Genomic DNA, 25965 nt, shown 5'->3' on the forward strand with positions numbered 1-25965 from the left:
CGGAATCTTCCTTTTCTCACTGAATGACGGGTGGCGCATGCGCGGCACACCCCGGGTTGAAATTAATCGGGCCGTGACGGAGCGGTCCCGGGGCAGGAGGGGCCAAAAAGGGCCGCTTTGAACTGCTCTGTACTCTGTTGCCAGGTCAGGAACGGCATTGTCTCCGACCGGGGATGTTCCCCTTGCTTGAACAGATCAAGCCAGCGCATGACGGCGGCCGCGATGTCTCCTCCATTGGTGCCGTCGAAGTAGAACGCATGGTTTGCCGCGACTTCCCTGAAGACAGGTAGATCTCTCGCGAGAATCGGGAGCTTGTGCATTGCGGCTTCGATCAGCGGTAACCCGAAGCCTTCGCCCTCGGAAGCCAAAATCAGGCAGGCGCTGTCGTTATAGAGGCGTTCCAGGTATTCGTCGCTGACGCCTTCGAGCCAGAACAGCCGCCGGCCTTTTTGCGCATGCCGCTGCAGCCGTTCGACAATCTCTTCGACCATCCACCCCTTCTTGCCCACGATCACGAGATTGACGTCGATGCCGTTGTGCCAGAGTTGCTCGAACGCGTCGAGCGTTTGCGCATGCCCTTTGCGCGGCTCGACCGTGCCGACCATCAGGAAGGCCGGCGCCGCCGCTATCTGGGCCAGTGTCGACTTGGCTGCCAGTGGTAGGCCGGTTGTCGGCAACGAGTTGGCAATGTCTGCGCCGAGATGGAAAGATCTGACCTTCAAGCCTGCCGCGATGCGTTCGGGCGCGTGCTCGAGAGCCCATGCCGTGAACTCGTCCGCGACGGCATTGGAGATCGCAAGAACACCATCGTTTTGAGCAACAACCTTCAGCCAGCGCTCGTGCACCGATTTGGCGTCGTGGAAGAAGCGGTGGCTCAGCAAGATGGGTAACAGGTCGTATACGACGAATTCGACCCGCACACCCTGTTGCCTCAGCGCTTTGTAGAAGTCGGCCTGCTCCGGAACGATGTGCGGTTGGAGGTCCAAGCCCACAAAAACGTCGCCGGCCCGCGCATCGATAGGCGCGTCGTCGAGGGCCTGGGTCTGGCAGCCGAGAAAACGCAGCGAGAACTTCCTTGCGTAGTTGTATCCCGCTTCGCCCTTCAGGGCATAGACCGGCTCGATCCGATAACCTTCAGGCGGGCTCTCGAATAGCGAGCGCAGCAGCGACCGCACCAGCCGTTGGATGCCGCTTTGCCAGTCGCGTTGCACGAGCTCCGACACGTCAACGAAGAGCTGGCGTTTCGCGGCCGGTAGTGGCAAGGCGCGCGCGATGCCTTTCGCGGCTTCAACTAGGCTTTCGTCGGACAGCGAAATGTCCTCTGCTATGGATCGAATCAATCCAGGCCGCGCATACTGCGCGAGCGATGCAGACAACTCGATCGCCTGGGCGTACTGTCGAGCACAATCGGCCGGGGCGTGGGTTGTACGGATCAGTTCCTTGCCCTTTTCGCCGAATGCACGCGCGGTGGCTGGCGATTGGCGCAGGTCTTCCAATGCCTGTATGAGCGAGTCGTCGCTGAAGTCCTCGGGCAGCATCACGACAGCATCAGACGGAAGGTACGCCATCGATCCGTTGGCATTGACCACCGTGGCGACGCCCCGGCCCAATGCATCCAGCACCGCGGCCGAGGTTTCTCCGCGCGACAGGGTCCGCAACTGCACTGCGACATCCGTCGCGCTCAGGTAGCGCTGGAATGTCTCGGAGTCAACCCAGCCGGTGATGCTCACCTGGGCGGTCCGATCGCAACCGTCAACGATCTGTTCGAGTTGCACGCCGTAGGGGCCCTTGTCGTTCTCTCCGACGAACACGAGACGGCATCGGGGATCGGTGGCCAGCGATGACCGCAACCAGGCCTCCAGCAGGCGGTGATTCAGCTTGGTCGGCCCCAGCAGGCCGAACGCGCAAACGAGGAACTGATCGTCGTCCAGGCCCAGTTCTTCGCGTGCGCGAAGCCTCGCCTCGTCGATCGATTCAGGCATCGCGCGCAGCAGGGGGATCACGGTCCAGCTTTCTATGCTCTTGCTGCCGAACCATTGCCGCCCGAGTTCCAGCGAGTAGGCCGAATGAACGATGACTCCCGAGGCGAGCCGCAGTACGCCGAAATTGCAGGGGTACTTGAAGATCACGTCTCCCGTGTCCGCTGCCTTTGCACGCTCAGCGACGGCCCCGTAGCCGTGGGAGTCGTAAAGTGCTCGGGTCCAGGCAAACGCTTCACCTCCGACGTTCTCTCGGTGTGCTTGGATGCCGCTCAGATAAAAATCATGCAGAACGACAGTCCCGGGAATCTCCTCCAGCAGCGAGAACATGTGCTGGTGAAACTCGGAATTCCCGAAGTGGTAAAGCACACGGTCGAAGGCGTGGGCATTGTTGCGGAACCATTCGACGCTCCGCAGCGGAAACGACTCGTTAAGTTCGCGCTTGTCGATGGCCTTGAGATTGGTCACCAATTCGATGTCATAGAACTTCGCGAGTTCGGGCAACAGTTCGGCGCTGTAGTTCGCGATACCGCTGCGTTCGGGCGGCAGAGGTGACACGTACGCCAAACGGGGGCGCGCCGCATCGGCTCGCGTGTGCACGGAGCCGGCCTTGGCGGCGTGCGTCGATTCGTGCAGTTGTTCGAAGGCCTGCAAGGCGCGCCGCGCCGATTCGTCCCACGAGAACTTCTTGCTTTGCAGGGCGCCGTGCTCGATCAATTCGTGCCGGAACGCGTCGTTGCCCAGCACCTGGGACATCTTGGCAGCGATGGCCTTGTCGTCTCTGGGGTCGAACATCGCGTCGTCCCGCCCGATGACTTCGGGCAGACTGGAGGTATTGGCACCGATTACGGGTGCACCGCACAACATCGCCTCCAGCGCCGGCAGGCCGAACCCTTCGTGCCATGACGGGAAAACGAACAGCGTGCACAGGTTGTAGAGATCGACCAGGTCTTCTTCCGGCACAAACCCCGTGAACGCAACGTCGCCTTCGGCCAACCCTTGCTCGCGAGCCAATGCTATCAATGCCTTGCGGTCCTCGGGACGTGCTGAGCACACCACGGCAAGCTGGTGCCGGGCGCGCATTTCCGCGGGAAGCAGCGCAAAGCCCCTGATCAGGCCATCAATGTTCTTGCGATGATCGATGCCGCCGGTGTACATCACGAAGGGTTTGTCAAGGCGGTATCGAGCACGCAACGCCTGTATACGCTCGGGCGTGACGTTGAGCTTGCGGAAGTGGTCGCCTGCGGCGGTGGACACGTTGACGCAGCGTGCCGCATCCAGACCTAGGTGGGACAGGCCTTCCTGTCTCGACGACTCCGAGATGGCGAGCCACAGGCTAGCCCTGCGCATGGCCTCCACCTTGCCCATATACCAGTCGCGCACGACCGGGTTGTCGAGGTAAGGCTGGGGATTGATCAGCGGGATAAGGTCATAGAGCGTGACGGCCGTGGGCGTGCGTGTGAAGCGGCCCACGCTCGTGACGGTAGCGTCACCAAGGCCTTCGAACAGGCTCGATACGTGCACCGCGTCCGGCTTCAAGCTGGCCAAGAATGCTTCCTGGAGCTTCTCGTCGGCGAGCACTTCGCCTGGCGTTCTGGCGCCAGCGCCCGACTGCGCTGCCGGGTACCAGACCTTGATGTTTGCCGGATCGATGAGGCCGTGGAAGGCAGTCCTGATATCGTCCGCTGATTCCGGGAAGCGTCCATTCAGCGCCAGCAGAATCTCGTGCTTTCCCGCCTGGCGGGCCATCGACTGCGCCAAGGACAGGGAGTAGCGTCCGATGCCGCGGTTTCTATTGCCGGTGGATTGCGCACCTTGAAGGTCAATGACGATGCGCATCAGGCGTGCCTCGATCGCTGCTGTCTTTGACGCAGTTGTCTATACACCAGGGCGGTGTCGGGTGACACGGGCAGTGGTCTGTCCGGCTCGCTCTGCGGCGCGGAAATGGGGGGCGGTGCCAGCATGGCCTGCAGGCGACGCCTCAGCGGCGGGACGCATCTCAAGGTGAGTGTGGCCGCGCGCTTGAGCTGAGGGTGTCGGCCGATTGTGATCGCGACGACGCGAAGGGCCGTCTTGATGCGGCGCTTGACGCCGCTGGTAATGCGGCCTTCCATCGCTGCTGAAGCCAGCCGGCGCAGAGGCGTCGCTGCCGCTTGGAGCGCTCGTGCTTCGGCGTCTCGGGCCCGCTCGCTGGCGAAGCTGGCGCGCGCTTCGGCGATGCCGGCCTGCGCTTCTGCCTGGACGGTGCGCATTGCAGCGTCGTGAGCCCGTTTCCTTGCATCTTCGAGGGCTGTACGTGCGTCGCGGAGTTCGGCGCGGGCCTTCAGTTCGAATTTCGCTCGGTCCGCGCGCTCGGCTTCGAGTTGCGCCGCGCACGCGCGCAGTTCTTCCCTGTGACGCGCGATGAGACCGTTACACCACGTTCCAGAGAATCCGCTGAGTTCGGCGTTGTCGAACACGTTAGGCGGAATACTGAGTGCAGGCAGCAGATTGGCATGCTCCTCTGCCACGTAGAAGCGATTGAGGCCGTCGAAGTAGGCGAAACGGTAGCCGGCCTCAACCAGGATGCGTTCGGCACTTTCATAGCGCAACTCGGTCGACATAGGCACGGTAGCCTCGACGACGATGATCCAAGGACGAAGTATGTTGCTGTCCCAACCGCGAAGAACCTCTTCCTCCAGGCCTTCCACGTCGATTTTCATCCAATGCACGGTGCGACCGGCTAGCGATTCAAGCGCGGTCTTCATGGGCAGCATCGGCGTTGGTACTGTCATGTACGCAAAACCATGGTCGGCCTGATGGACGTCTGCGTAGGCTTTCACGCCCGTACTAAGGCCCGTATCCTTGATCACGTGAAGGTCAAGAATGCCTGCTTTGTCGGAAAGCGCGAGCTGCAGGACGACCTCATCAGGCCTGTCCTGCCTGAGAAGTTCTGCATAGTACGGAACAGGCTCGACGTGTACTCCGCGCCACCCTTGCTCGTAGAACGCCTTGCTGACGGAATCCACCACTGGATGCTGGGCTCCGATGTCGACGTAGAAACCGGCAGACACGTGCTTGAGAGCTCGCCAGAGCATCACGTCCTCGAAATTCTGCGCGTATGAAGTGAAAGCCTTGGGGCTGTTCTGTTGAGTCATTTACGACCTGCGGCCGAGCCGACGGTTCTCCCAGTGAAATGCACGCTTTCGCGTATCCCTGCTATTTTACGAGGCGAAATCACTGGATCCTTGGCATGATGGCCGCACTCGAATAAGACCCCGATGATGAAGTTACGTTTGTTAGCGAAAGTGCCTTGCTCTTATGCGAAGGCTTGATCTACTGCGCAGAGCGGCGCGGAAGGTTCCGAAAGCCGCCTATTGGCTGATGACGCCATGGCGCATGCCAGAGCGAGTGCGGTTCCTGCGGGAGCGCGCGGCCCGCGAAGCTAGTGCACAGTCGCTGAAGTTGTTGCTTGACGATGAGCGGTTGCGCCAAGAGGCAGCACGGCAGGCTGGCAGCGCGGCATCGGTTGCCATACTTGATCTTTGTGACCCTGACGATGTCCTCGAGGCTGCAGGTTTGCCTCAGGAGCGAGTTTTCTGGCCTTCAACTGAAGCCCGCTCGGTCTTGGACCGGTCGAGCGCGGCGCGCTTTTGGATCGACACTCTGCGCCGGCGCAAGGATCTGCGTGACCGTTTTCCCGGCGCATTTTCCCCCCCGGTCGACCCAGGCCTTGCAGAATGGCTGTACAGCCCGCAAGGGCAGAAAGATCTGGCGTTGACGCCGGAAGGCGCGGCGCAACTGGTTGCACTCCTTTCCAGCGACTTTGCCGAGCGGGCGAGGCAGTTCTTCTTGGCAAGCGAAGAGGTTCGCGCGGTCATGCCTCATGGTCTGCTGCCGTCGGGACGGCGCGGTCTTTTCCGGTGGTTTATGCGGCACGGACTGGAGGCTGGCGACTTGGCGCTCGAGGAAGTCTGGTGGCTGTTCATGCAAGCACAGGAGAACCCGCAAGGCGAGTTGGTACGTGCCTTCCTGTTCACTGCGCAATGGCAGCAGGACTTTCCCGATGCACTCACGGTCTTCGGCTGGTCCCGGTTCTCGGACTGGGTCGCAACTGCCTATGGCGTCGATCGAATTCCGACGGGGTTGGTGGCGACCGTCCATTTCGAGCGACCTGCGCTGCAAGTGCGGACCGGCTATATGGCGCACACGGCATGGCGGCTTGCGCATCCCGATGCACTCTCCAATGTCTCGGCCGCACGGGCATTGCTCGAGTGGCTTGCCTCCAGCGAGCAAGTGCCGTTGGCGCCGGAGGCTCGCCCGTGGTGTGCCGCGCTCGACGTCGACGCGCTGGCTCCGGAATTGCTCGACGATGGTGTCAACCTCATCGGCCATTTCTGCTACCCCTCGGGGTTGCGGGTTTCCGTGGAGGCCATGACCGAGGCGCTGGGGCTGGCGGGCATCCGCACCTCGTTGCGGGATGTCCGTACGGACGCGCGGGACGATCCACGCCACGTGTGCTTCGACGGCCTAGAGTCCGGCGACATCACGATCATCCACGTACAGCCCGAGCCCTTCTTCGAAAGGGCCTACGCCAGGGCGGACTTGGCGCAGCGCATGCCGAGGACCTATCGCATCGCCTATTGGTACTGGGAGTTCGACTCGATACCGCAAGCCTGGTGTGCCTACGCCAACCAAGTGGACGAGGTGTGGACGGCCACAGAGTTCATCGCGAAGGGTCTGCGCGAGCGTTTGTCCGTGCCAGTACGAACGCTATTTCCAGGGGTCGCGCTGGCGCCTTTCAAGGCGCGCGACCGCGCGTACTTTAATCTCGACGAAAGCAGGTTTACTTTCCTGTTCACCTTCCACATGGTGAGCGTTATGGAGCGTAAGAATCCGCTCGGGCTCATTCGTGCGTTCAAAATGGCGTTCCAGGGAGGTGAGCCCGTGACGCTGGTGTTGAAGACATCGTTCGGAGATCGTTACCCCGTGCAGTTTCAGGAACTGCGTGAAGCGGCAGGCGGTTCATCAGCGATCAGGATAATCGACGAGATACTCAGTTCCGACGAGGTGCTGTCGCTGATGAACGCCTGTGACTCATACGTCTCGCTTCATCGCAGCGAAGGACTCGGTCTGACCATGGCCGAAGCGATGTTGATGGGCAAGCCTGTGATTGCTACGGCTTTCTCGGGAAACATGGACTTCATGAACGACGAGAATAGCCTTCTGGTGCCCTACCAGCGGGTGAGAGTCGGCCGGCCGATCCCGCCGTACGACGCCGACATGGAATGGGCCGAACCCTCGGTCGAACATGCGGCAGTACTAATGCGCCGCCTGTACGACAACCCGCAATTGGCGCGCGAAGTCGGCGCTCGCGGTAGGCTCAGCGCCGAAGTCAATCTGTCGCTTGACGCAGCGGGTCGCCGCATGGCCGAACGGCTGGATGAAATCACGGCACTGCGGCGAGGGGCATCGCGCGCGTAGCGCCAACGGCTGCTGGCTATTGTTCGATTATTCGCCCGTGCTCGAGATGGATCACACGATTGCACTCCTTCGCGATCAGCTCGGGCGAGTGTGAGGCGAGTACCAGGATGCCGGACTTCGCCACGACGTCCTTCATTCGCCTTTCTGCCTTTTCGGTGAAGGCGGCATCGCCCACAGACAGCCACTCGTCCATTAACAGGATGTCGGCCTCAACGCTGGTCGAGATCGAAAATGCCAAGCGCATCATCATGCCGGTCGAATAGGTGCGAACAGGCATGTTGACGTATTCGCCCAGACCGCTGAATTCGCAGATCTCGGGCGTGAGGCGATCGATGTCCTTCTTGCTCATGCCCATCACGAGGCCGCGGAGCATGATGTTTTCCACACCTGTAGCGTCCATCTCGATGCCCAGCGAAGGATCGATCAGGCTGGCAACCGTGCCCTGACGCGTGAATTCACCCGACGACGGCTCGTAGACCCCGGCGAGCGTGCGCAGAAGCGTCGACTTGCCCGCCCCGTTGTGGCCGACCAGGCCGAGCCGATCCCCGCTCTTGAGTTCGAGGTTGATGCCGCTGAGCGCCTGCACCACGGTAACACCGGTCTCCTTGCCGAAGCGGCCGCCAGTCACCGAGGCTGCAAGAGTCTTCTTGAGCGAGTTCGCACCGGCCCCGTAGATCGGGAAGTTGACGGCGACGTTCTTGAGGGAAATGAAAGCCATGGATCAGAGCCAGTAGACGACGCGGCGACGGTACTTCGAGAAAATCAGGATGGCCAGGGTCAGGCAGACCGCCGTCCAGAACAGAATGCCGATCCAGCTGTGGATGTGCGCGGTGCCGCCCATCAGGGGCGTGCGAAGCAGATCGAGCATCTGCGCGAAGGGATTCCACAGCACGTACTTGGCGCGACCGGGGAGGTTCTCGGGCAGCCAGAAAACGGGCGTGAGGAACATCAGCATCTGCATCACGCTGGTGATGATCTGGGTGACGTCGCGGTAGCGCGTACAGATCAACCCCAGCAGCAGGCCAAGCGCATGAGCATTGATGATCAGGATGGCAAAGGCCGGCAACACGAGCAGCACCGACCATGACAGCGAGACGCCAGCCCAGATGGCCACCGGGATGTAGAGCACGATCTGGTGAGCGAACTGGATCAGGTTGCGCGCAAGGCTGCGCCAGACGAAGAGGCTGATCGGGAAGTAGCCCTGCTTCAGATAGTTGGACGAGCCGATGAAGGCATTGCAGGCGTCCGTCACGATGCTGGAGAAGAAGCCCCAGAAGATGATGCCCAGCGCCAGGTGCGGGAAGAACCGGGAAAGCTCGGTGCCGAACAGGGAGCTGTAGAGCGGACCCATGCCGGCGATCATCACGCCCATGCTCAGCGTGAGCCACATCGGCCCGAGCATGGATCGACGGTAGCGCAGGACGATGTCGAACCAGGCGAGGGTCCACCAGATGTCTGTGCGGCGGGTGCCCTGCCACCAGTCGGACAGGGCGCTTCGATGAAGATTGGAGTGGACTTGACTCATGTACGGCCGTAGGTGTCTGCGAGGCGGACGATGTCGTCCTCGCCCAGGTACCCGCCGCATTGGACTTCGATGAGCACCAGTTCCTCATCGCCGATGTTGGTCAGGCGATGTTTTTCCTTCAGGGGAATGTAGCGATACTGGCCGGGAAGGGTCTCGTACTCGGTTTCTCCGATCTGAACGATGCCTCGGCCCTGCACCACTACCCAATGCTCCGCGCGCTGATGGTGATACTGCAGCGACAGTGCCTCGCCAGGCCGCACCGTGATGCGCTTGACCTTGTAGCCTTCTTCCTCCTTGAGAGAAGCATAGGTTCCCCACGGGCGATGGACCACCGGCGGAAGATGCACTGTCTCATGCTTGCGGGCCTTGAGCACGTCGACGACCTTCTTGACCTTCTGCGCGCTGTCCTTGTGCAGCACCAGCAGCGCATCGGGCGTGTCGACGACCACGAGGTCATGAACACCCACGGTCGCCACGACCTTGGGACCATAGCTTTCGACTTGTACGTGCGTACCCGTCGTATCGAGGGCGACGACGTCATCAGGGAGCGTGTTGCCGCTGGCGTCGGGAGTCAGCGCGTTGGACACGGCGGGCCAGGAACCCACGTCACTCCAGCCGAACTTGGCCGGAACGACATGGACGTTGGATGCGTGCTCCAGCACGGCATAGTCGATGCTGATATCGGGCTGCAGGCCGAATGCGTGCAGATCGAAGTCGACCGCATTGCTGGAGCTCTTCGAGGTTTCCAGTGCATGTTTTGCAGCACGGATCACATCGGGTGCGTGTTTCTCGAGCGCCGCGATGATGGTGTCTGCCGTGAATGCGAACATGCCGCTGTTCCAGTAGTAGCGGCCGGTGGCCAGATACTCTTGAGCGGTCTCCAGATCGGGCTTTTCGACGAAACGCTTGACCGCCTGGCTCTCGCGCGAAACGCGTTCCACCTCGATATAGCCGAAGCCCGTATCGGGGCTCGCCGGGCTCACACCGAAAACGACGAGATTCCCTTCCTGGGCAAGGCGGAAAGCTTCTGTGGCGCTGGCTACAAAAGCTTCGACATCCGGGACAAGATGGTCGGCAGACAACACAAGCATCACGGTGTCGCCGCTGAATTGCCGTATGCATTGCAGTGCTGCCAACGCGATGGCTGGACCGGTATTGCGCCCTTTGGGCTCGAGAAGAAAGGTCGTGGCCGGTGGGTCGCTCATCTGCCCAAGCACGTCCTTCGTTAGAAATAGGTGATCCTTGTTGGTCACGACCATCAGGTCGCCGGTGCCGCACGCTTGACCCCGTTCGACGGCTTGCTGAAGCAGCGTCGAGTTGCCGAGTTTCATGAACGGTTTGGGAAAGGCTTGACGCGAAGCAGGCCAGAGCCTGGAACCGGCGCCTCCCGAAAGCACCACAGAGAGTAGCCTCATCGTTTTCCTTTAGCTTTTTAACCGGCCAATTTTAAGGTAGCCCTCTCGCAGCCTGGCGGAGTGGACGAAACGCCGGCTTTCGACCCCGATATTACGGATGGTTGCGCAGATAATTCTCCCGCCAGGTCTGCGACGCTAGGTTCCGGTGTCGCCCGGCTGAAATCACGCTATTCCTCAAGGCTCCGCCTGCCGCGGGTGCCCAATCTCTCTATGAAATCTGTCTATCGATTCTTCCTCGGCCTGGCCGGACTCTGGCAAGGCCCCGGAATGATGGGGCGCGTGCAGCGGGCATGGCGAATGTTCAGGAAGTCGGGCTGGCCAGGCATTCGCTGGGAGCTGGGTCGGCGTTTCGGGGGCTACAACGACTATACGAAGTGGGTGCAGCGCTACGACACCTTGACGCCCGAGTTGCGCGGGAAGATCGGGCAGCGCGTGGCAGCGATGAAGGACCGGCCACTGATCTCGGTCGTGATGCCCACCTACAACCCCAACCCGGCCTGGCTGCGCGAAGCGATCGAGTCGGTACGCGGACAGATCTACCCCAACTGGGAGCTCTGCATCGCAGACGACGCGTCCCCCTCGGCAGAGGTGCGCGAGATCCTCAAGTCGTACAGCGAGAGCGACCCGCGCATCAAGGTGGTGTTCCGCCCGAAGAACGGCCATATCTCGGCGGCTTCCAACAGCGCTCTCGAACTGGTCTCCGGCCCCTGGGTCGCGCTCATGGACCACGACGACCTGCTGCCGGCCCATGCGCTTTTCTGGGTGGCCGACTGCATCGCTGCTCACCCCGACGTCAAGCTGATCTACTCGGACGAGGACAAGGTCGACGAGGGCGGCCACCGCTTCGGGCCCTATTTCAAGTCCGACTGGAACGTCGATCTCTTCCGTTCGCAGAACATGTTCAGCCACCTGGGCGTGCTCTCGACCGAGCTCATGCGCTCGGTCGGTGGCTTCCGCGTGGGCATGGAAGGCTCGCAGGACTGGGACCTGGTGCTGCGCTGCATGGAGCGCGTCGAGCCCGGCCAGATCCGCCACATTCCGCGCGTGCTGTATCACTGGCGCGTGCACGTCGAAAGCACGGCCAAGTCGATGAATGCCAAGCCCTACGCTGCCATCGCGGGCGAGCGGGCGCTGAACGAGCACTTCGAGCGCACCGGCGTGCGGGCCACGGCCGAGCACCTCGATTTCGGCTATCGCGTGCATTACGCCTTGCCCGATGTCTTACCGTTGGTTTCGGTGATCATCCCCACGCGAAACGCGCTGCAGCTCACGCGGCAGTGCGTGCAGTCGATCCTCGAGAAGACCAGCTATTCGAACTACGAGATCATCATCGTCGACAACGGCTCCGATGATCCTGACACCTTGGCCTGGTTCAAGCGCATCGCCGCCGAGAATCCCAAGGTCCGCGTGCTTCGCGATGACCGCGACTTCAACTACGCGGCGCTGAACAACGGCGCCGTGGCGGTGGCCGAGGGCGAACTCGTGGCGCTGGTCAACAACGACATCGAAGTCATCACGCCTGATTGGCTCAGCGAGATGGTCAGTCTCGCGCTGCAGCCGGGCGTCGGGGCGGTGGGGGCGCGGTTGTGGTTCCCGAACAGGACGCTGCAGCACGCGGGCGTGATCCTCGGCTTAGGCGGCATTGCCGCCCATTCGCATCGCCGCATGCCGATGGGCCGCGAAGGCTATGCCGGGCGAGCGGCGCTGATCCAGTCGCTCTCTGCCGTCACCGCAGCCTGCCTCGTGATTCGCAAGAGCCACTACCTGGAGGTCGGCGGGCTCGACGAGGTCCACCTGAAGGAGTCCTTCAACGACATCGACTTCTGCCTGCGGTTGCGCGAGATTGGCCTGCGCAACGTGTGGACGCCCTATGCAGAGCTGTTCCACCACGAATCCGCGACCCGCGCCAAGGATGTCTCGCCGCAGAAGCAGGCCCAGTTCCAGGAAGAGGCGGCCTACATGCACAAGCGATGGGGCGACTTGATCCAGAACGACCCTGCCTACAGCCCCAACCTCATGCTGGCCCGGGAGGACTTCAGCTACGCCTGGCCCCCCCGCCTGGCGCCGGTCTGATCGAGGTCCGATGCCCTTCCAGGTCTCCGTCGCCCTCTGCACCCGCAACGGCGCGCGCTATCTCCCCGAGCAGCTGCGCAGCATCTGCGCGCAGGAGCCGCTGCCGCAAGAGATCGTCGTGTCCGACGATGGCTCCACCGACGACACGCTCGCCGTCGTGCGTGAGACCCTCGCTCAGTGCGGCGTGGCCGACCGGATCGCGCTGCGCGTGTTCGGCAACTCGCCGCCGCTGGGCGTCACCCGCAATTTCGAGCAGGCGGTGCGCGCCTGCAGCCACGACCTCATTGCGCTGTGCGATCAGGACGACGTCTGGCACCCCGGGAGGCTGGCGCGCATGGTGGCGCAGTTCGAGGCGCGGCCCGATCTGCTGCTGCTGCATACCGACGCGCGCCTGGTCGACGGCGATCTGAAGCCGCTGGGTTCCACGCTCTTCCACGCGCTCGAGGTGCAGCCGGCCGAGCTGGAGGCCATCGCGCGCGGCGAGGCCTTCGGCGTGCTGCTGCGGCGCAATCTCGTGACCGGCGCGACGACGATGTTCCGCAGGACTCTGCTCGATGCGGCCCTGCCGTTCTCCCCCGAGTGGGTGCATGACGAATGGCTGGCCGCGGTGGCCGCGGCCACGGGCCGCATGGACGTGCTGCCCGAGCCGACCATCGACTATCGCCAGCACGGCAACAACCAGATCGGCGCGCGTCGGCTGACGCTGTCCGAGAAGGTGGCGAAGGCTTTCGTGGAACGGGGCGACAAGCATGTAGCTCGGCTGCGCCGCGCCGAGGCGCTTCTGCAGCGGCTGCAGCAGCTCGGCGACCGCGTGCGGCCGGGCTGCCTGGATGCGCAGCGCGCCAAGGTCGCGCACCAGCGGTTCAGGGCCGGATTGCCGGCGGCGCGTCCGCTGCGCCTGCTGCCGATCCTTCTGGAGGCCGCGCGCGGCCGCTATGCGCGATTCGGCCGCGGCAAGCAGGCCATCGTGCAGGACGTTCTCGAGCGCGGCTGATCCGCTCCACCGGGGGCCGGCTAGCGGCCCTGCAGTCGCAGGTATCGCCAGAAGGAGGCCGAAAGCCACACCTTCAGCAGGCTGGTCACGTGCCAGTACAGGTACTTCCTGCTGCGGTGGCTCTCGCGCTGCGCGTCGTGACGGGCGAGCAGGTTCTCGCCCACCTGCAGCTTCCAGCCCGCGAGCCGGGTGCGGGCGCAGATGTCGAAGTCTTCCCCATACATGAAGAACTTCTCGTCGAAGCCGCCCACCTGCCGGTAGGCCTCGCTGCGAAACAGCATGAACAGGCCCGGAATCCACGCCGGCACCGTCGGGCGCACGTAGCCGGGCTTCTTTCTTCCGAGGATCTCGAGCGGCGTGAGCAGCGCCCGGTGCGGCTCGGGCTCGGTCTTGCCGGGCTCCAGGATGCGCGGCGTGAGCAGGCCGGCGTCGGGCGCGGCCTGTGCGAGCAGCGGCGACAGCACGTCGCTGTCGAAGCGGATATCCGGGTTCAGCACCAGGAACCACTCGGTGCCGCAGCGCTCGAAGGCCTGGTTGTGATTGGCGCCGAAGCCCTTGGCGCTCGCGTTCTCGATCCGCTCCACCTCGAAGCCCCAGCTGCGGCCGGCGAGCAAGTCGGCCTCGGGGATGTTCAGCGTGAGCAGGACCTTGTCGATGACGGCGCGGCTGTACCTGTCCAACTGCTCCAGCAGCGGCAGCACCAGCGCGAGCTGGCCGTGGCTCACGATCGAAATGGTGATGGGATGGCGGGAGGAGGGGGGCGTGGGCATGGTCTAATTTCGCCCGGGAATTCTAGGGTTCCCCAAACCCCACACATGATTGCTCTGATCGTCATCAGTTTCTTCGTCGCCGCCTTCTCGGTCCAGGTGTTCATGCGACGTGCACGGCGGCATGCCCGCCTCTACGGCGCCGACATGCCCCAGCGCTTCCACAAGGGCCACGTGCCTCGCCTGGGTGGTGCGGGCATCCTGCTGGGCATGGGGGCGGCCTGGCTGGCCGCAGGCATCACCGGCACCGATCCGTTCAATGTCTCCTGGCCGGTCACGACCTCGATGCTCACGCTGGTGTGCATCCTGCCGGCAGTGCTGGGCGGCATCGTTGAAGACGTCACTCAGCGCGTGAAGGTGCGTTACCGGCTGGGGCTGACCATCGGCTCGGCGCTGCTGGTCTGCTGGCTGCTGGGGCTGGGCGTGGCGCGCACCGGCTTCGAGATGGTCGACGGCTGGCTGGCGATGGTGCCTTACGCCACCGTGCTCTTCGCGGCCCTGGCCATCGGCGGGCTGCCTCATGCCTTCAACATCATCGACGGCTACAACGGGCTCGCGGGCACGGTCGCGGTGCTGGTCTGCCTGGCGATCTCGCACGTGGCGCTGCAGGTGGGCGACCGGCAGCTGGCCGCCATGGTGATCTGCCTGGTCGGCGCCACCTTCGGCTTCCTGGTGTGGAACTACCCGCGCGGCAAGATCTTCGCCGGCGACGGCGGCGCCTACGTCTGGGGCATGGTGATCGCCGTGGCCTGCGTGACGCTGGTGCAGCGCCACCGCGTGGTGTCGCCGTGGTTCCCGATGCTGCTGCTGATCTACCCGGTGTGGGAGACGCTGTTCTCCATCTACCGCAAGCTGGCGCGCGGGCAGTCGCCCGGCACGGCCGACGCGCTGCACTTCCACCAGCTGATCTTCCGCCGCATCGTGCGCGTGGCCTTCGCGGACGACGAGGCCCGGCAGCTGCTGGCGCGCAACAACCGCACCTCGCCCTACCTGTGGATGTTCGCAGCCCTGTCGGTGGTGCCGGCGGTGCTGTTCTGGAACAACACCATCGTGCTGATGTTCTTCTGCCTGCTGTTCGTGACCACCTACGTGGGGGCGTACCTGATGATCGTGCGCTTCAAGGTCCCGCGCTGGCTGCGGCCGTGAACAGGCACGCCCCCAGGCTTCGCGCACTTCGTGTCGCCGCGCCAACCCCTCGCCCGGGGGCAACACCGGTGGCCCGGCAAGGCCGGCTCCCCGGTGTTGCCCGCGCAGTCAGTCGGCTGTCACCGGGATTGCGCGAGAATTTGAGCCTCACCTGATCGTCCACCGCTTTGGAGCCTGACCGCCCATGACCGACCCCGTCCTCAACATCCCCCCGCGCGACAAGGCCGAGATCCTGGCCCAGGCGCTGCCGTACATCCGCAAGTTCCACGGCAAGACCATCGTCATCAAGTACGGCGGCAACGCCATGACCGACCCGGCGCTGCAGGCCGACTTCGCCGAAGACGTGGTGCTGCTGAAGCTGGTGGGCATGAACCCGGTGGTGGTGCACGGCGGCGGCCCGCAGATCGAGGCGGCGCTCAACCGCCTGGGCAAGAAGGGCAGCTTCATCCAGGGCATGCGCGTGACCGACGCCGAGACCATGGAAGTCGTCGAATGGGTGCTGGCCGGCGAGGTGCAGCAGGACATCGTGGGCTTGATCAACCAGGCCGGCGGCAAGGCCGTGGGCCTGACCGGTCGCGACGGCGGCCTGATCCGCGCGCAGAAGCTCAAGATGGCCGACCGCAACGATCCCAACGTGCACCACGACGTCGGCCAGGTCGGCGACATCGTCTCCATCGACCCCAGCGTGGTCAAGGCGCTGCAGGACGACGCCTTCATCCCGGTGGTCAGCCCCATCGGCTTCGGCGAGGAGAACGAGAGCTACAACATCAACGCCGACGTCGTCGCCGGCAAGCTGGCCACCGTGCTCAAGGCCGAGAAGCTCATGCTGCTGACCAACACGCCCGGCGTGCTCGACAAGGACGGCAAGCTGCTCACCAACCTCAGCGCCCGCGAGATCGACGACCTGTTCGCCGACGGCACCATCTCCGGCGGCATGCTGCCGAAGATCGAAGGTGCGCTCGACGCGGCCAAGAGCGGCGTGAACGCGGTGCACATCATCGACGGCCGCGTGCCGCACGCGATGCTGCTGGAGATCCTGACCGACCAGGCCTACGGCACGATGATCCGCGCCCGTTGAGGCCGGCGTGGGCGCGCGCTCACTGCGCTGTGCGAGAATCAATTGATTACATCTTTGCACGCGCTCCCATGCAGAACGAAGAGACGACCAGTGCTTCCGGCGTAGAGACTCCTGCGGAAACGACCACTCCCCCGGCGCGCAAGCGCCCCAAGCCGGGCGAGCGGCGCGTGCAGATCCTGCAGGCGCTCGCCTCCATGCTGGAGCAGCCGGGCGCCGAGCGGGTCACCACTGCCGCGCTGGCCGCGCGGCTCGAAGTGAGCGAGGCCGCGCTCTATCGCCATTTCGCGAGCAAGGCCCAGATGTTCGAGGGCCTGATCGACTTCATCGAGCAGAGCGTCTTCACGCTGGTCAACCAGATCCTCGAGCGCGAGGGCGCCACCGGCGCCCAGCAGGCCGCCCGCATCCTCACGCTGCTCGTGCAGTTCGCAGAGCGCAATCCCGGCATGACCCGCGTCATGGTGGGCGACGCGCTGGTCTACGAGAACGAGCGCCTCCAGCAGCGCATGAACCAGTTCTTCGACAAGATCGAATCCACGCTGCGCCAGGTGCTTCGCGGGGCCGCCGCGGCCGACGGCTCGGCCACGCCCAGCGTCGACGCGCAGGTGCGCGCAGCGGCGCTCACCGCCTTCGTGGTGGGGCAGCTGCAGCGCTTCGCGCGCTCGGGCTTCCGCCGCGCGCCTTCCGAGCACCTGGAAGCGACGATCGCGCTGATCGTCCGATAGGGGTACCCCGCAGGCCGCCGGCAGGCTCGCATCGAGCGCCTCCGGCGCAGTAGCATCGTTCAGCCCTTGCCGCCAGTCCTGGCGGCAGGCCGATGTTCGCGGTTGCCTCCACGGAGGTCGCATGAGCCATGGCGCGGTAGCTTGCCTGTGTCCGATGGAGCCTCGCTCTTCGCGGGTGCGTGCTCATGCCTGACGCGACGCGCGGCGACGGCCTGCGGACCATCCTCCTGACGGCGATCGCCATGCTGGCGTTTGCCGCAAATTCGCTGCTTTGCCGGCTCGCGCTGCAACGCAGGGGCATCGACCCGGCGAGCTTCGGCAGCGTCAGGCTCCTGGCGGGCGCGCTCATGCTGGGGCTTCTCGTGCGTCTCAGGGCGCAGCTGGCCGCTTCGTCGGCTCCGCCGGTCCGCGCGGACTGGCTGGCGGCCGTCATGCTGTTCGGCTATGTCGCCTTCTTTTCCTTTGCTTACCTCAGCCTGTCGGCGGGTACGGGAGCGCTGATCCTGTTCGGCGCGGTCCAGCTGACGATGTTCGGCGCGGGCCTGCGATCTGGCAGCGAGCGCTTCGGGGCGCCCGGATGGTTCGGCTTTTCCATGGCGGTCGGCGGGCTGGTCTACCTGGTGTCGCCGGGGATCGCCGCTCCGCCGCCGCTGGGCGCCCTGCTGATGGCCGCCGCAGGCGTGGCCTGGGGCGTGTATTCGCTGCGGGGCAGGGGCGTGGCCGATCCGCTGGCCGCGACCGCGCGCAACTTCACGCGGGCCCTGCCGCTGGCACTGGCGCTGAGTCTGGTGTTCGCAGTCGAGGCGCATGCCGATGTGCATGCCGATGCGATGGGGCTCGTGCTTGCCGTCGCCTCCGGCGCGCTGACCTCGGGGCTCGGCTATGCGGTCTGGTACGCGGTGCTGGGGCGCCTCGGCGCGATGCGCGCCGCCACCGTGCAACTGTCGGTTCCGCTGTTGGCCGCATTCGGTGGCGTGCTGTTCCTGTCGGAAGCGATCACGCCGCGGCTGGCCGTGGCTTCCATCGCGATCCTGGGCGGCATCGCGCTCGTGCTCGGCCAGAAGGCGCGAAGCGCCCGTCCGTAGGCTGGCTGGCTACGAGACCTGCACGCCCACCTTCGCCCCCGCCGCGACGATCTCTCCCCACGTCGCATCGTCCACCCAGATCCCCTCCTTGCGCCGTGCCACGCGCGCCTTGCGCTCCGGCTCGCCCGCGATCTGCACTTCGTCGAAGCCCTGTCCGGGCGGGCTCTGCCGCAGCCAGCCGACGAACTCCCGGGCCTCCTCGTCGAAGGACTTCTGCGTGCCCAGCTTCGCCGGATCGATCAGCACCGTGAGCATGCCGTTGAGCACCGTGCGTGCCGTGTCCGCCTGCCGATGCCAGGTGCCGCCGCCGGTGAGGGCGCCGCCGAGCAGCTCGCAGGCCACCGCCATGCCGTAGCCCTTGTGCTCGCCGAAGGTCATGAGCGCGCCGAAGAGGCCGTTGCCCTGCGGCACCACCACCACGCCCGGGTCGTTGGTCGGCGCGCCGTTCTCGTCGATGAGGTAGCCGTCGGGCACGCGCTCGCCCTTGTTGTGCGCCACGCGCATCTTTCCCTGCGCCACGCGGCTGGTCGCGTAGTCGAGCACGAAGGGCTCCGCGCCCGCGAGCGGAATGCCGATGCAGCACGGATTGGTGCCGAAGCGCCCGTCGCCGCCGCCCCAGGGCGCGACCACCGGCCGCGAGAGCACGTTGACGAAATGCATCGACACCAGCCCCTGCGCCGTCGCCATCTCCGCGAAGTGCCCGATGCGCCCCAGGTGGTGCGCATGAGACAGCGTGAAGATGCAGCTGCCGTGCTGCTTCGCCCGCGCGATGCCCAGCTCCATCGCCTGCACGCCGACGATCTGGCCGTAGCCGTGCTGGCCGTCCAGGCCCATCAGCGTGCCGATGTCGAGGTTCACGCGCACCGCGGCGTTCGGCTTCAGGCCGCCTTCGGCCACCGCGTCGACATAGCGCGGCAGCATGCCCACGCCGTGCGAGTCGTGCCCGCTCAGGTTTGCCAGCACCAGGTTGGCCGCCACCTGCTGTGCCTCGGCGGGCGAGCTGCCCGCGGCTTCGAGGATGCGGGCGACGGTGGCCTGCAGGTGGTCGGCCTTGAGCGTATGGGACATGGATCAGGCTCCTTTCGCGTTCAGCGTGATGGCGTAGAGCGACGTGGTCGCGCAGATGAAGAGGCGGTTGCGCTTGGGGCCGCCGAAGCAGACGTTGGCCACGCGCTCGGGCAGCAGGATCTTGCCCAGCAGCGTGCCGTCGGGGTGGTAGGCGTGCACGCCGTCGAGCGCGCTGGTCCAGATGCGGCCTTCGGTGTCGAGGCGGAAGCCGTCGAAGAGGCCGCTGGTGCATTCGGCGAACACCTTGCCGCCGCCCAGGCTGCGGCCGTCGGCGCCCACCTTGAACCTGCGGATGTGCCGCGGGCCGTCGGGCGCATGGCTCGCGCCCGTATCGGCGATGTACAGCAGCGACCCGTCGGGCGAGAAGGCCAGTCCGTTGGGCTTGACGAAGTCGTCGGCCATCAGCTCGACCTCACCGCTTTGCGGGTCGATGCGGTAGACATGGCACGCGCCGATCTCGCTCTCGGCCTTCAGGCCTTCGTAGTCGGAGAGGATGCCGTAGCTCGGGTCGGTGAACCACACGGCGCCGTCCGAGTGCACCACCACGTCGTTGGGCGAGTTCAGCCGCTTGCCCTTCCAGTGCGAGGCCAGCACGGTGATCGTGCCGTCGTGCTCGGTGCGCGTCACGCGCCGCGTGAGGTGCTCGCAGCTCACGAGCCGGCCCTGGCGGTCGACCGTGTTGCCGTTGGTGTTGTCCGACGGCTCGCGGAAGGTTCCCACCGTGCCGTTGACCTCGTCGAAGCGCAGCATGCGGTTGTTCGGAATGTCCGACCACACCAGCGTGCGGTGCGCCGCGAACCACGCGGGGCCTTCGCACCAGCGCGCGCCGGTCCACAGGCGCTGCACGCGCTCGGGGCCCGGGACGCAGCCCTTGAAGCGCGGGTCCAGTTGCTCGAAGCCTGTGCCTTCCAGGAAGCCGAAGGGGAGAGTCGCCATGGAGTTCCTCGTCGTCGATGGGTTCGCTCGGTTCACATCACCGCACCGACCTGCCACGGCACGAACTCGTTCTGGCCGTAGCCGTGCTGCTCGCTCTTCGACTGCGCGCCCGATGCGGTCGCGAGCACCAGCTCGAAGATGCGCCGGCCCATCTCCTGGATCGACGCCGTGCCGTCGACGATCTCGCCGCAGTTGATGTCCATGTCCTCCTCCTGCCGCTGCCACAGCGCCGAGTTGGTCGCCAGCTTGAGCGAAGGCGAGGGCGCGCAGCCGTAGGCCGAGCCGCGCCCGGTGGTGAAGCAGATCAGGTTGGCGCCGCCGGCCACCTGTCCGGTGGCGCTCACCGGGTCGTAGCCGGGCGTGTCCATGTAGACGAAGCCGTGCGCGGTGACGGGCTCCGCGTATTCGTACACCGCCTCGAGGTTGCTGGTGCCGCCCTTGGCGACCGCGCCCAGCGATTTCTCGAGGATGGTGGTGAGTCCGCCTGCCTTGTTGCCCGGCGAGGGGTTGTTGTTCATCTCGCCTTCGTTGACGGCGGTGTAGTGCTCCCACCACTTGATGCGGTCCACCAGCTTCTGGCCGACCTCGCGCTTCACCGCGCGGCGCGTGAGCAGGTGCTCGGCGCCGTACACCTCGGGCGTCTCGCTGAGGATGGCCGTTCCGCCGTGCGCCACCAGCAGGTCGACCGCCGCGCCCAGCGCCGGGTTGGCGCTGATGCCCGAGTAGCCGTCCGAGCCGCCGCACTGCAGCCCGATCGTGATGTGCGCCGCGCTGCAGGGCTCGCGCTTCACGGCGTTGGCGCGCGGCAGCATCTCGTTGATGAGCGCCACGCCCTTCTCGACCGTCTTGCGCGTGCCGCCCGTGTCCTGGATGTTGAAGGTGCGGAAGTTCTCGCCCTCGGCCAGGTGGCCGGTCGCGAGCCAGGCGTTGATCTGGTTGGCCTCGCAGCCCAGGCCCACCACCAGCACGCCCGCGAAGTTCGCATGCGTGGCATAGCCCGTGAGCGTGCGCTCCAGGATCTGCATGCCCAGGCCCTGCGTGTCCATGCCGCAGCCGGTGCCGTGCGTGAGCGCGATCACGCCGTCCACGTTGGGGAAGGCCGCCAGTGCCCGCGGGTTGGTCTTGCGCGAGAAGTGGTCGGCGATGGCGCGCGCGGCGGTGGCCGAGCAGTTCACGCTGGTCAGCACGCCGATGTAGTTGCGCGTGGCCACGCGGCCGTCGGCGCGCCGGATGCCCATGAAGGTGGCTTCGCGCTTCGCGGGCGCGGGCTTCACGTCGGCGCCGAAGGCGTAGTCGCGTTCGAAGTCACCCTTGTCGGGGCCCATGTCGAGGTTCTGCGTGTGCACGTGCTCGCCGGCGGCGATGGGGCGGCTTGCGAAGCCGATGATCTGGTTGTAGCGGCGCACCGGCTCGCCCTGCGCGATGTCGCGCATCGCGATCTTGTGGCCCGGCGGGATCAGCCCGCGCACGGCCACGCCTTCGACGGTGGCACCGCCGAGCAGCTGCGAGCGCGCGATGACGACGTCGTCGGCGGGGTGGAGTCGGATGTAGGGAGTCATCGTGGTGTTCTTCCTCGGTTCAGGAAGCCTTGGTGCGGCGCCAGCTCGCGCTGAAGCGCTGGTGGAACTTGTCCATGTGTTCGTGCATGGCGCTGCGAGCGGCGGCCGGGTCGCGCGCGGCGATGGCGTCGAGGATCAGCTCGTGCTCGCCGATGGCCACCTGCCACGACTCCATGGTCTCGAAGTAGTCGATCATGCGGGCGAAGATCGGCCCGTGCCGCGACTCCCAGAAACCCTGGACCGTCTCGGTCAGCACCACGTTGTCGCAGGCGTTGACGATGGCCAGGTGGAAGGCGCGGTCGCCCTCGTGCGGCACCTCGCCGTTCGCTGCCAGCTCGCGCATCATGCGGATCGCGCGGCGCATGGCGTCCACGTCCTTGCGCTTGCCGTGCTGGGCCGCGGTGGCGGCGGTCTCGCCTTCCACCATGCGGCGCGCGCGGATGATCTCCAGCGGCCCCCATTCGATGCCGGCCGCGCCGTTGGCCGGCGGCGGCGTGCGCTGCGAGCGGTCGAGCACGTACACGCCAGAGCCGGTGCGCACCTCGACCCAGCCTTCCACCTCCAGCGCGATCAGCGCCTCGCGCACCGATGGCCGGCTCACGCCCAGCTGCCGGGCCAGGTCGCGCTCGGCGGGAATGCGCGCGCCCACAGCGAATTCGCCCTTGCCGATGAGCTCGCGCAGCTGTTCGGCGATCTGGCGGTAGAGGCGCTGGGGTTCGAGGGTCTGGATCGGCACGGAAACGGAAAGGCAGGCGGGAGGGTTAGGGGTTGTCCTGAATTGGCCAAGTGGTAAGGCCAATTCAGAATACGCCACATTGCCCGGACCATCATCGGGCCAAACCCGAGGAGAGCTCCATGAGATTGAAGGGAAAGACCGCGCTGGTCACTGCCGCCGGCCAGGGCATCGGCCATGCCAGCGTGCTCGCCATGGCCGCCGAGGGCGCACAGGTCTGGGCCACCGACGTCAACGAGAAGCTGCTGGAGCGCTACGCGGGCGTGCCCAACGTCACCGCGCTGAAGCTCGACGTGCTCGACAAGGCCGCCATCGGCGCGCTGGCGGCCAAGCTGCCGCCGCTGGACGTCCTCTTCAACTGCGCCGGCGTGGTCCACAACGGCACCATCGAGCAGGCGACCGACGACGAACTGCTCTTCGCCTTCAACCTCAACGTACGCGCCCAGATGTGGACCATCCAGGCCGTGCTGCCCGGCATGCTGGCGGCGGGGCGCGGCAGCATCATCAACATGGCCAGCGTGTGCTCCAGCATGAAGGGGCTGCCCAACCGCTTCGTCTACGGCACGACCAAGGCTGCCGTGCTGGGCCTCACCAAGAGCGTGGCGGCCGACTACGTGGCGCGCGGCATCCGCTGCAATGCGGTGTGCCCCGGCACGGTCGACACGCCCTCGCTGGGCGAGCGCATCAACGCCAACGCCGACCCCGACGCCGCGCGCCGCGCTTTCATCGCGCGCCAGCCCATGGGCCGGCTCGCACAGGCCGAGGAGATCGCGCCGGTGGTCGTGTTCCTCGCGAGCGACGAATCGGTGTTCGCCACCGGCCAGTACTTCACGGTCGACGGCGGCATCACGATATGAACCAGCTCGACTTCCGCGGGCGCCACGCGGTCGTCACCGGCGGTGCCACGGGACTGGGCTTCGGCATTGCGCAGCGGCTCGTCGCCTCGGGCGGCAGCGTCACGCTGTGGGACCGCGACGAAGACGCAGCCACCAAGGCCGCCGAATCGCTCGGCGACAAGGCCTTCGCGCTGAAGGTCGACGTGTCGCAGCATGCCTCGGTCGCCCAGGCCGTGGCCGCCACGCTGTCGCATGCGCCGCGCATCGACGCGCTCGTCAACAGCGCCGGCATCACCGGGCCCAACACGAAGCTGTGGGACTACCCCGTCGACGACTGGCGCCAGGTGATGGAAGTCAACGTCAACGGCGTGTTCCTCTGCTGCCGCGAGGTGGTCGCGCAGATGCGCAGGCAGGGCAGCGACGGCAGCGGCGGCCACGGCCGCATCGTCAACATCGCCTCGGTGGCCGGCAAGGACGGCAACCCCAACGCCAGTGCCTACAGCGCGAGCAAGGCGGCCGTCATCGGCCTGACCAAGTCGCTCGGCAAGGAGCTGGCCGACACCGGCATCCGCGTGAACTGCGTGACGCCCGCGGCGGTGAAGACCGCCATCTTCGACCAGATGACGCCGCAGCACATCGCCTTCATGCTCTCGAAGATTCCCATGGGCCGCTTCGGCACTGTGGAGGAGGTGGCCGCGATGGTCGGCTGGCTCTGCACCGAGGACTGCTCGTTCTCCACCGGCGCCGTGTTCGACCTGTCCGGCGGCCGCTCGACATACTGACCGGCCGGGCCCGCTCATCCCACACACTTCCGAATTCCAACGCACTGAAAGGAAAACATGAAACTCGTCCGCTACGGCAACCCCGGCAAGGAAAAGCCCGGCCTCATCGATGACAACGGCCAGCTGCGCGACCTGAGCGCCCTCGTCAAGGACATCGGCCCCGAGCAGCTCGGCGACGCCGCGCTCGCCAAGCTGCGCAAGCAGAAGATCGACAAGCTGCCGCTGGTCAAGGGCAAGCCGCGCTTCGGCTGCCCGGTGGCGAACGTGGGCAAGTTCATCGCCATCGGCCTCAACTACGCGGATCACGCGGCCGAGTCGGGCCTGCCGGTGCCCAAGGAGCCGGTGGTGTTCACCAAGGCCAACAGCTGCATCCAGGGCCCGAACGATCCGGTGATGCTGCCCAAGGGCTCGGTCAAGACCGACTGGGAGGTCGAGCTCGGCGTGGTCATCGGCACGCGTGCGCGCTACGTGCCGCAGAAGAGCGCGCTCGACTACGTGGCCGGCTACTGCACCATCAACGACATCAGCGAGCGCGAATACCAGATCGAGCGCGGCGGCACCTGGGACAAGGGCAAGGGCTGCGACACCTTCGGCCCCATCGGACCGTGGCTGGTGACGCGCGACGACGTGCCCAACCCGCAGAAGCTCTCGATGTGGCTCGACCTGAACGGCAAGCGCGTGCAGACCGGCAACACCAAGACCATGATCTTCAGCGTGGCCAAGATCGTGAGCTACGTCAGCCAGTTCATGACGCTGATGCCGGGCGACGTCATCACCACCGGCACGCCCCCGGGCGTGGGCATGGGCATGAAGCCGCCGCTCTTCCTGAAGAAGGGCGATGTGATGACGCTGGGAATCGAGGGCCTGGGCGACCAGCGCCAGGAAGTGGTTCCGTTCAAGCTCTGAGCTCCTGCCACCCGTTTCAAGGAAGGCGCCTCCGGCGCCTTTTTTTGCGGCTTCAAATGTCCCATTGACAGAACATTGAAACTGCAAAACCATCAACGGCATGTCGCAGATGCCTTTGCCGAAATACCACCAGATCTATCTGGTGCTGCGTGAGCAGCTGCACGAAGGCCGCTTTGCGGAAGGCCTGCCTGGTGAGCTGGCGCTGATGGGGCAGTTCAACGTGGCGCGCGTCACCGTGCGCCGCGCACTGGAGCAGCTGGCTTCCGAAGGACTCATCGAACGCAATCCCGGGCGCCGCACGCGCGCGGTGCCGCCGGCCGGCGGCGAAGGCCCCGGCACCAGAAGCATGGAGCGCGCCAACCTGCGCGGCCTGCTCGAGAACCTCGTCACCATGGGCCTGCACACCTCGGTCAAGGTGATCGAGGTGGCCACCATCACGGCATCCACGCAGGTGGCCGAGGCGCTGCAGCTCCAGCTCGGCGATGCGGTGCAGAAGGCCGTGCGCGTGCGCTCCACCAAGGAGGGGCCGCTCTCGCACATCACGACCTACGTGCCCGACACCATCGCGCGCCGCTTCGGCCGGCGCGAGCTGTCGAAGAAGCCCATCCTGGTGCTGCTGGAGGAATCGGGCGTGAAGGTGGGGCGCGCCCACCAGACCATTTCCGCCCGGCTGGCCGACAACGTGCTCGCGCAGCACCTCGATGTCTCCGTCGGCTCGGCCCTGCTCGCGGTGCGCCGCCTGATCTACGACGAGGACGAGCGGCCCGTGCAGTGGCTGCACGGCTTCTACCGCCCCGACCGCTACACCTACGAGATGCAGCTCTCCCGCGTGGGCAGCATCGACGCGAAGGTGTGGGTCAGCAAGGACGTGTCAGCCCAGTTCAACTGAAGAGAAAAA

At 65.5% G+C, this 25965-nt stretch carries 21 protein-coding genes; 11 read left to right on the forward strand and 10 right to left on the reverse strand.

Annotated features, from left to right (window positions below):
- Positions 1-62: 62 nt before the first annotated feature.
- Entirely contained in the window at positions 63-3818 is a 3756-nt protein-coding gene (locus G369_RS0125345) for a glycosyltransferase (RefSeq protein ID WP_019656854.1), read from the reverse strand.
- Positions 3818-5116 (reverse strand): FkbM family methyltransferase, encoded by a 1299-nt coding sequence (locus G369_RS0125350; protein ID WP_020723255.1) that lies wholly within the window; start codon positions 5114-5116, stop codon positions 3818-3820. The genes G369_RS0125345 and G369_RS0125350 overlap by 1 nt, the downstream gene beginning before the upstream one ends.
- A 226-nt stretch (positions 5117-5342) precedes the next feature.
- Between G369_RS0125350 and G369_RS0125355 the strand changes: the two genes are divergently transcribed.
- On the forward strand, positions 5343-7442 hold the full coding sequence (locus G369_RS0125355; RefSeq protein ID WP_244164379.1) for a glycosyltransferase family 4 protein: 2100 nt from the start codon (positions 5343-5345) through the stop codon (positions 7440-7442).
- Positions 7443-7458: 16 nt separating this feature from the next.
- On the opposite strand, the gene G369_RS0125360 is transcribed toward G369_RS0125355, so the two are convergent.
- From G369_RS0125360 to G369_RS0125370, 3 genes are read right to left on the reverse strand one after another with little or no spacing between them, the layout of a single operon-like run.
- Positions 7459-8160 (reverse strand): ABC transporter ATP-binding protein, encoded by a 702-nt coding sequence (locus G369_RS0125360; RefSeq protein WP_019656857.1) that lies wholly within the window; start codon positions 8158-8160, stop codon positions 7459-7461.
- A gap of 3 nt (positions 8161-8163) precedes the next feature.
- Positions 8164-8967, reverse strand: coding sequence for an ABC transporter permease (locus G369_RS0125365; protein WP_019656858.1), 804 nt, complete (start codon positions 8965-8967; stop codon positions 8164-8166).
- Positions 8964-10382, reverse strand: a complete 1419-nt coding sequence (locus G369_RS0125370; protein WP_019656859.1) for a mannose-1-phosphate guanylyltransferase/mannose-6-phosphate isomerase — start codon at positions 10380-10382, stop codon at positions 8964-8966. The genes G369_RS0125365 and G369_RS0125370 overlap by 4 nt, the downstream gene beginning before the upstream one ends.
- Before the next feature lie 210 nt (positions 10383-10592).
- Between G369_RS0125370 and G369_RS0125375 the strand changes: the two genes are divergently transcribed.
- Both G369_RS0125375 and G369_RS0125380 read left to right on the forward strand, forming a co-directional pair.
- A complete protein-coding gene (locus G369_RS0125375) occupies positions 10593-12455 on the forward strand; it encodes a glycosyltransferase family 2 protein (RefSeq protein ID WP_051127640.1) in 1863 nt (620 codons plus the stop codon).
- Between the two features lie 10 nt (positions 12456-12465).
- Positions 12466-13449, forward strand: coding sequence for a glycosyltransferase family 2 protein (locus G369_RS0125380; RefSeq protein ID WP_019656861.1), 984 nt, complete (start codon positions 12466-12468; stop codon positions 13447-13449).
- Between the two features lie 20 nt (positions 13450-13469).
- On the opposite strand, the gene G369_RS0125385 is transcribed toward G369_RS0125380, so the two are convergent.
- Positions 13470-14219: a glycosyltransferase family 2 protein gene (locus G369_RS0125385; RefSeq protein ID WP_019656862.1), complete on the reverse strand. Its 750-nt coding sequence runs from the start codon at positions 14217-14219 to the stop codon at positions 13470-13472.
- Between the two features lie 45 nt (positions 14220-14264).
- Between G369_RS0125385 and G369_RS0125390 the strand changes: the two genes are divergently transcribed.
- The 4 genes from G369_RS0125390 (at position 14265) to G369_RS0125405 (ending at position 18247) form a co-directional block, all read left to right on the forward strand.
- Positions 14265-15362: an MraY family glycosyltransferase gene (locus G369_RS0125390; RefSeq protein WP_019656863.1), complete on the forward strand. Its 1098-nt coding sequence runs from the start codon at positions 14265-14267 to the stop codon at positions 15360-15362.
- A gap of 184 nt (positions 15363-15546) precedes the next feature.
- On the forward strand, positions 15547-16440 hold the full coding sequence (gene argB, locus G369_RS0125395; RefSeq protein ID WP_019656864.1) for an acetylglutamate kinase: 894 nt from the start codon (positions 15547-15549) through the stop codon (positions 16438-16440).
- Between the two features lie 68 nt (positions 16441-16508).
- Positions 16509-17162 carry a nucleoid occlusion factor SlmA gene (gene slmA, locus G369_RS0125400; RefSeq protein ID WP_019656865.1) on the forward strand — a complete coding sequence of 218 codons (654 nt, stop codon included), beginning with the start codon at positions 16509-16511 and terminating at the stop codon, positions 17160-17162.
- Between the two features lie 185 nt (positions 17163-17347).
- Positions 17348-18247 (forward strand): DMT family transporter, encoded by a 900-nt coding sequence (locus G369_RS0125405; RefSeq protein WP_019656866.1) that lies wholly within the window; start codon positions 17348-17350, stop codon positions 18245-18247.
- A gap of 9 nt (positions 18248-18256) precedes the next feature.
- Here G369_RS0125405 and G369_RS0125410 read toward each other — a convergent pair whose 3' ends face one another.
- From G369_RS0125410 to G369_RS0125425, 4 genes are read right to left on the reverse strand one after another with little or no spacing between them, the layout of a single operon-like run.
- Positions 18257-19315 carry a malate/lactate/ureidoglycolate dehydrogenase gene (locus G369_RS0125410; protein ID WP_019656867.1) on the reverse strand — a complete coding sequence of 353 codons (1059 nt, stop codon included), beginning with the start codon at positions 19313-19315 and terminating at the stop codon, positions 18257-18259.
- Between the two features lie 3 nt (positions 19316-19318).
- Positions 19319-20251: an SMP-30/gluconolactonase/LRE family protein gene (locus G369_RS0125415; RefSeq protein WP_019656868.1), complete on the reverse strand. Its 933-nt coding sequence runs from the start codon at positions 20249-20251 to the stop codon at positions 19319-19321.
- 32 nt (positions 20252-20283) lie between these two features.
- On the reverse strand, positions 20284-21810 hold the full coding sequence (locus tag G369_RS0125420; protein ID WP_019656869.1) for a UxaA family hydrolase: 1527 nt from the start codon (positions 21808-21810) through the stop codon (positions 20284-20286).
- A gap of 19 nt (positions 21811-21829) precedes the next feature.
- Entirely contained in the window at positions 21830-22546 is a 717-nt protein-coding gene (locus G369_RS0125425) for a FadR/GntR family transcriptional regulator (RefSeq protein WP_019656870.1), read from the reverse strand.
- A 119-nt stretch (positions 22547-22665) separates the two neighbouring features.
- On the opposite strand from G369_RS0125425, the gene G369_RS0125430 reads away from it, so the two are divergent.
- From G369_RS0125430 to G369_RS0125445, 4 genes are all read left to right on the forward strand, one after another.
- Positions 22666-23400, forward strand: a complete 735-nt coding sequence (locus tag G369_RS0125430; protein ID WP_019656871.1) for an SDR family oxidoreductase — start codon at positions 22666-22668, stop codon at positions 23398-23400.
- Positions 23397-24161 carry an SDR family NAD(P)-dependent oxidoreductase gene (locus G369_RS0125435; RefSeq protein ID WP_019656872.1) on the forward strand — a complete coding sequence of 255 codons (765 nt, stop codon included), beginning with the start codon at positions 23397-23399 and terminating at the stop codon, positions 24159-24161. The genes G369_RS0125430 and G369_RS0125435 overlap by 4 nt, the downstream gene beginning before the upstream one ends.
- Positions 24162-24218: 57 nt before the next feature.
- Positions 24219-25067: a fumarylacetoacetate hydrolase family protein gene (locus tag G369_RS0125440; RefSeq protein ID WP_019656873.1), complete on the forward strand. Its 849-nt coding sequence runs from the start codon at positions 24219-24221 to the stop codon at positions 25065-25067.
- Between the two features lie 109 nt (positions 25068-25176).
- Positions 25177-25956 carry a GntR family transcriptional regulator gene (locus G369_RS0125445; RefSeq protein WP_026346618.1) on the forward strand — a complete coding sequence of 260 codons (780 nt, stop codon included), beginning with the start codon at positions 25177-25179 and terminating at the stop codon, positions 25954-25956.
- The last annotated feature ends 9 nt before the right edge of the window (positions 25957-25965 follow it).

Source organism: Variovorax atrisoli 110B, from assembly GCF_000382045.1.
Lineage (GTDB): Bacteria > Pseudomonadota > Gammaproteobacteria > Burkholderiales > Burkholderiaceae_C > Variovorax > Variovorax atrisoli.

Bases quoted from the DNA above. Each gene is read 5' to 3' on its own strand.
- G369_RS0125345 (WP_019656854.1), bottom strand. From the start codon at position 3,818: ATGCGCATCGTCATTGACCTTCAAGGTGCGCAATCCACCGGCAATAGA.
- G369_RS0125350 (WP_020723255.1), bottom strand. From the start codon at position 5,116: ATGACTCAACAGAACAGCCCCAAGGCTTTCACTTCATACGCGCAGAAT.
- G369_RS0125355 (WP_244164379.1), top strand. From the start codon at position 5,343: ATGACGCCATGGCGCATGCCAGAGCGAGTGCGGTTCCTGCGGGAGCGC.
- G369_RS0125360 (WP_019656857.1), bottom strand. From the start codon at position 8,160: ATGGCTTTCATTTCCCTCAAGAACGTCGCCGTCAACTTCCCGATCTAC.
- G369_RS0125365 (WP_019656858.1), bottom strand. From the start codon at position 8,967: ATGAGTCAAGTCCACTCCAATCTTCATCGAAGCGCCCTGTCCGACTGG.
- G369_RS0125370 (WP_019656859.1), bottom strand. From the start codon at position 10,382: ATGAGGCTACTCTCTGTGGTGCTTTCGGGAGGCGCCGGTTCCAGGCTC.
- G369_RS0125375 (WP_051127640.1), top strand. From the start codon at position 10,593: ATGAAATCTGTCTATCGATTCTTCCTCGGCCTGGCCGGACTCTGGCAA.
- G369_RS0125380 (WP_019656861.1), top strand. From the start codon at position 12,466: ATGCCCTTCCAGGTCTCCGTCGCCCTCTGCACCCGCAACGGCGCGCGC.
- G369_RS0125385 (WP_019656862.1), bottom strand. From the start codon at position 14,219: ATGCCCACGCCCCCCTCCTCCCGCCATCCCATCACCATTTCGATCGTG.
- G369_RS0125390 (WP_019656863.1), top strand. From the start codon at position 14,265: ATGATTGCTCTGATCGTCATCAGTTTCTTCGTCGCCGCCTTCTCGGTC.
- argB (WP_019656864.1), top strand. From the start codon at position 15,547: ATGACCGACCCCGTCCTCAACATCCCCCCGCGCGACAAGGCCGAGATC.
- slmA (WP_019656865.1), top strand. From the start codon at position 16,509: ATGCAGAACGAAGAGACGACCAGTGCTTCCGGCGTAGAGACTCCTGCG.
- G369_RS0125405 (WP_019656866.1), top strand. From the start codon at position 17,348: ATGCCTGACGCGACGCGCGGCGACGGCCTGCGGACCATCCTCCTGACG.
- G369_RS0125410 (WP_019656867.1), bottom strand. From the start codon at position 19,315: ATGTCCCATACGCTCAAGGCCGACCACCTGCAGGCCACCGTCGCCCGC.
- G369_RS0125415 (WP_019656868.1), bottom strand. From the start codon at position 20,251: ATGGCGACTCTCCCCTTCGGCTTCCTGGAAGGCACAGGCTTCGAGCAA.
- G369_RS0125420 (WP_019656869.1), bottom strand. From the start codon at position 21,810: ATGACTCCCTACATCCGACTCCACCCCGCCGACGACGTCGTCATCGCG.
- G369_RS0125430 (WP_019656871.1), top strand. From the start codon at position 22,666: ATGAGATTGAAGGGAAAGACCGCGCTGGTCACTGCCGCCGGCCAGGGC.
- G369_RS0125435 (WP_019656872.1), top strand. From the start codon at position 23,397: ATGAACCAGCTCGACTTCCGCGGGCGCCACGCGGTCGTCACCGGCGGT.
- G369_RS0125440 (WP_019656873.1), top strand. From the start codon at position 24,219: ATGAAACTCGTCCGCTACGGCAACCCCGGCAAGGAAAAGCCCGGCCTC.
- G369_RS0125445 (WP_026346618.1), top strand. From the start codon at position 25,177: ATGCCTTTGCCGAAATACCACCAGATCTATCTGGTGCTGCGTGAGCAG.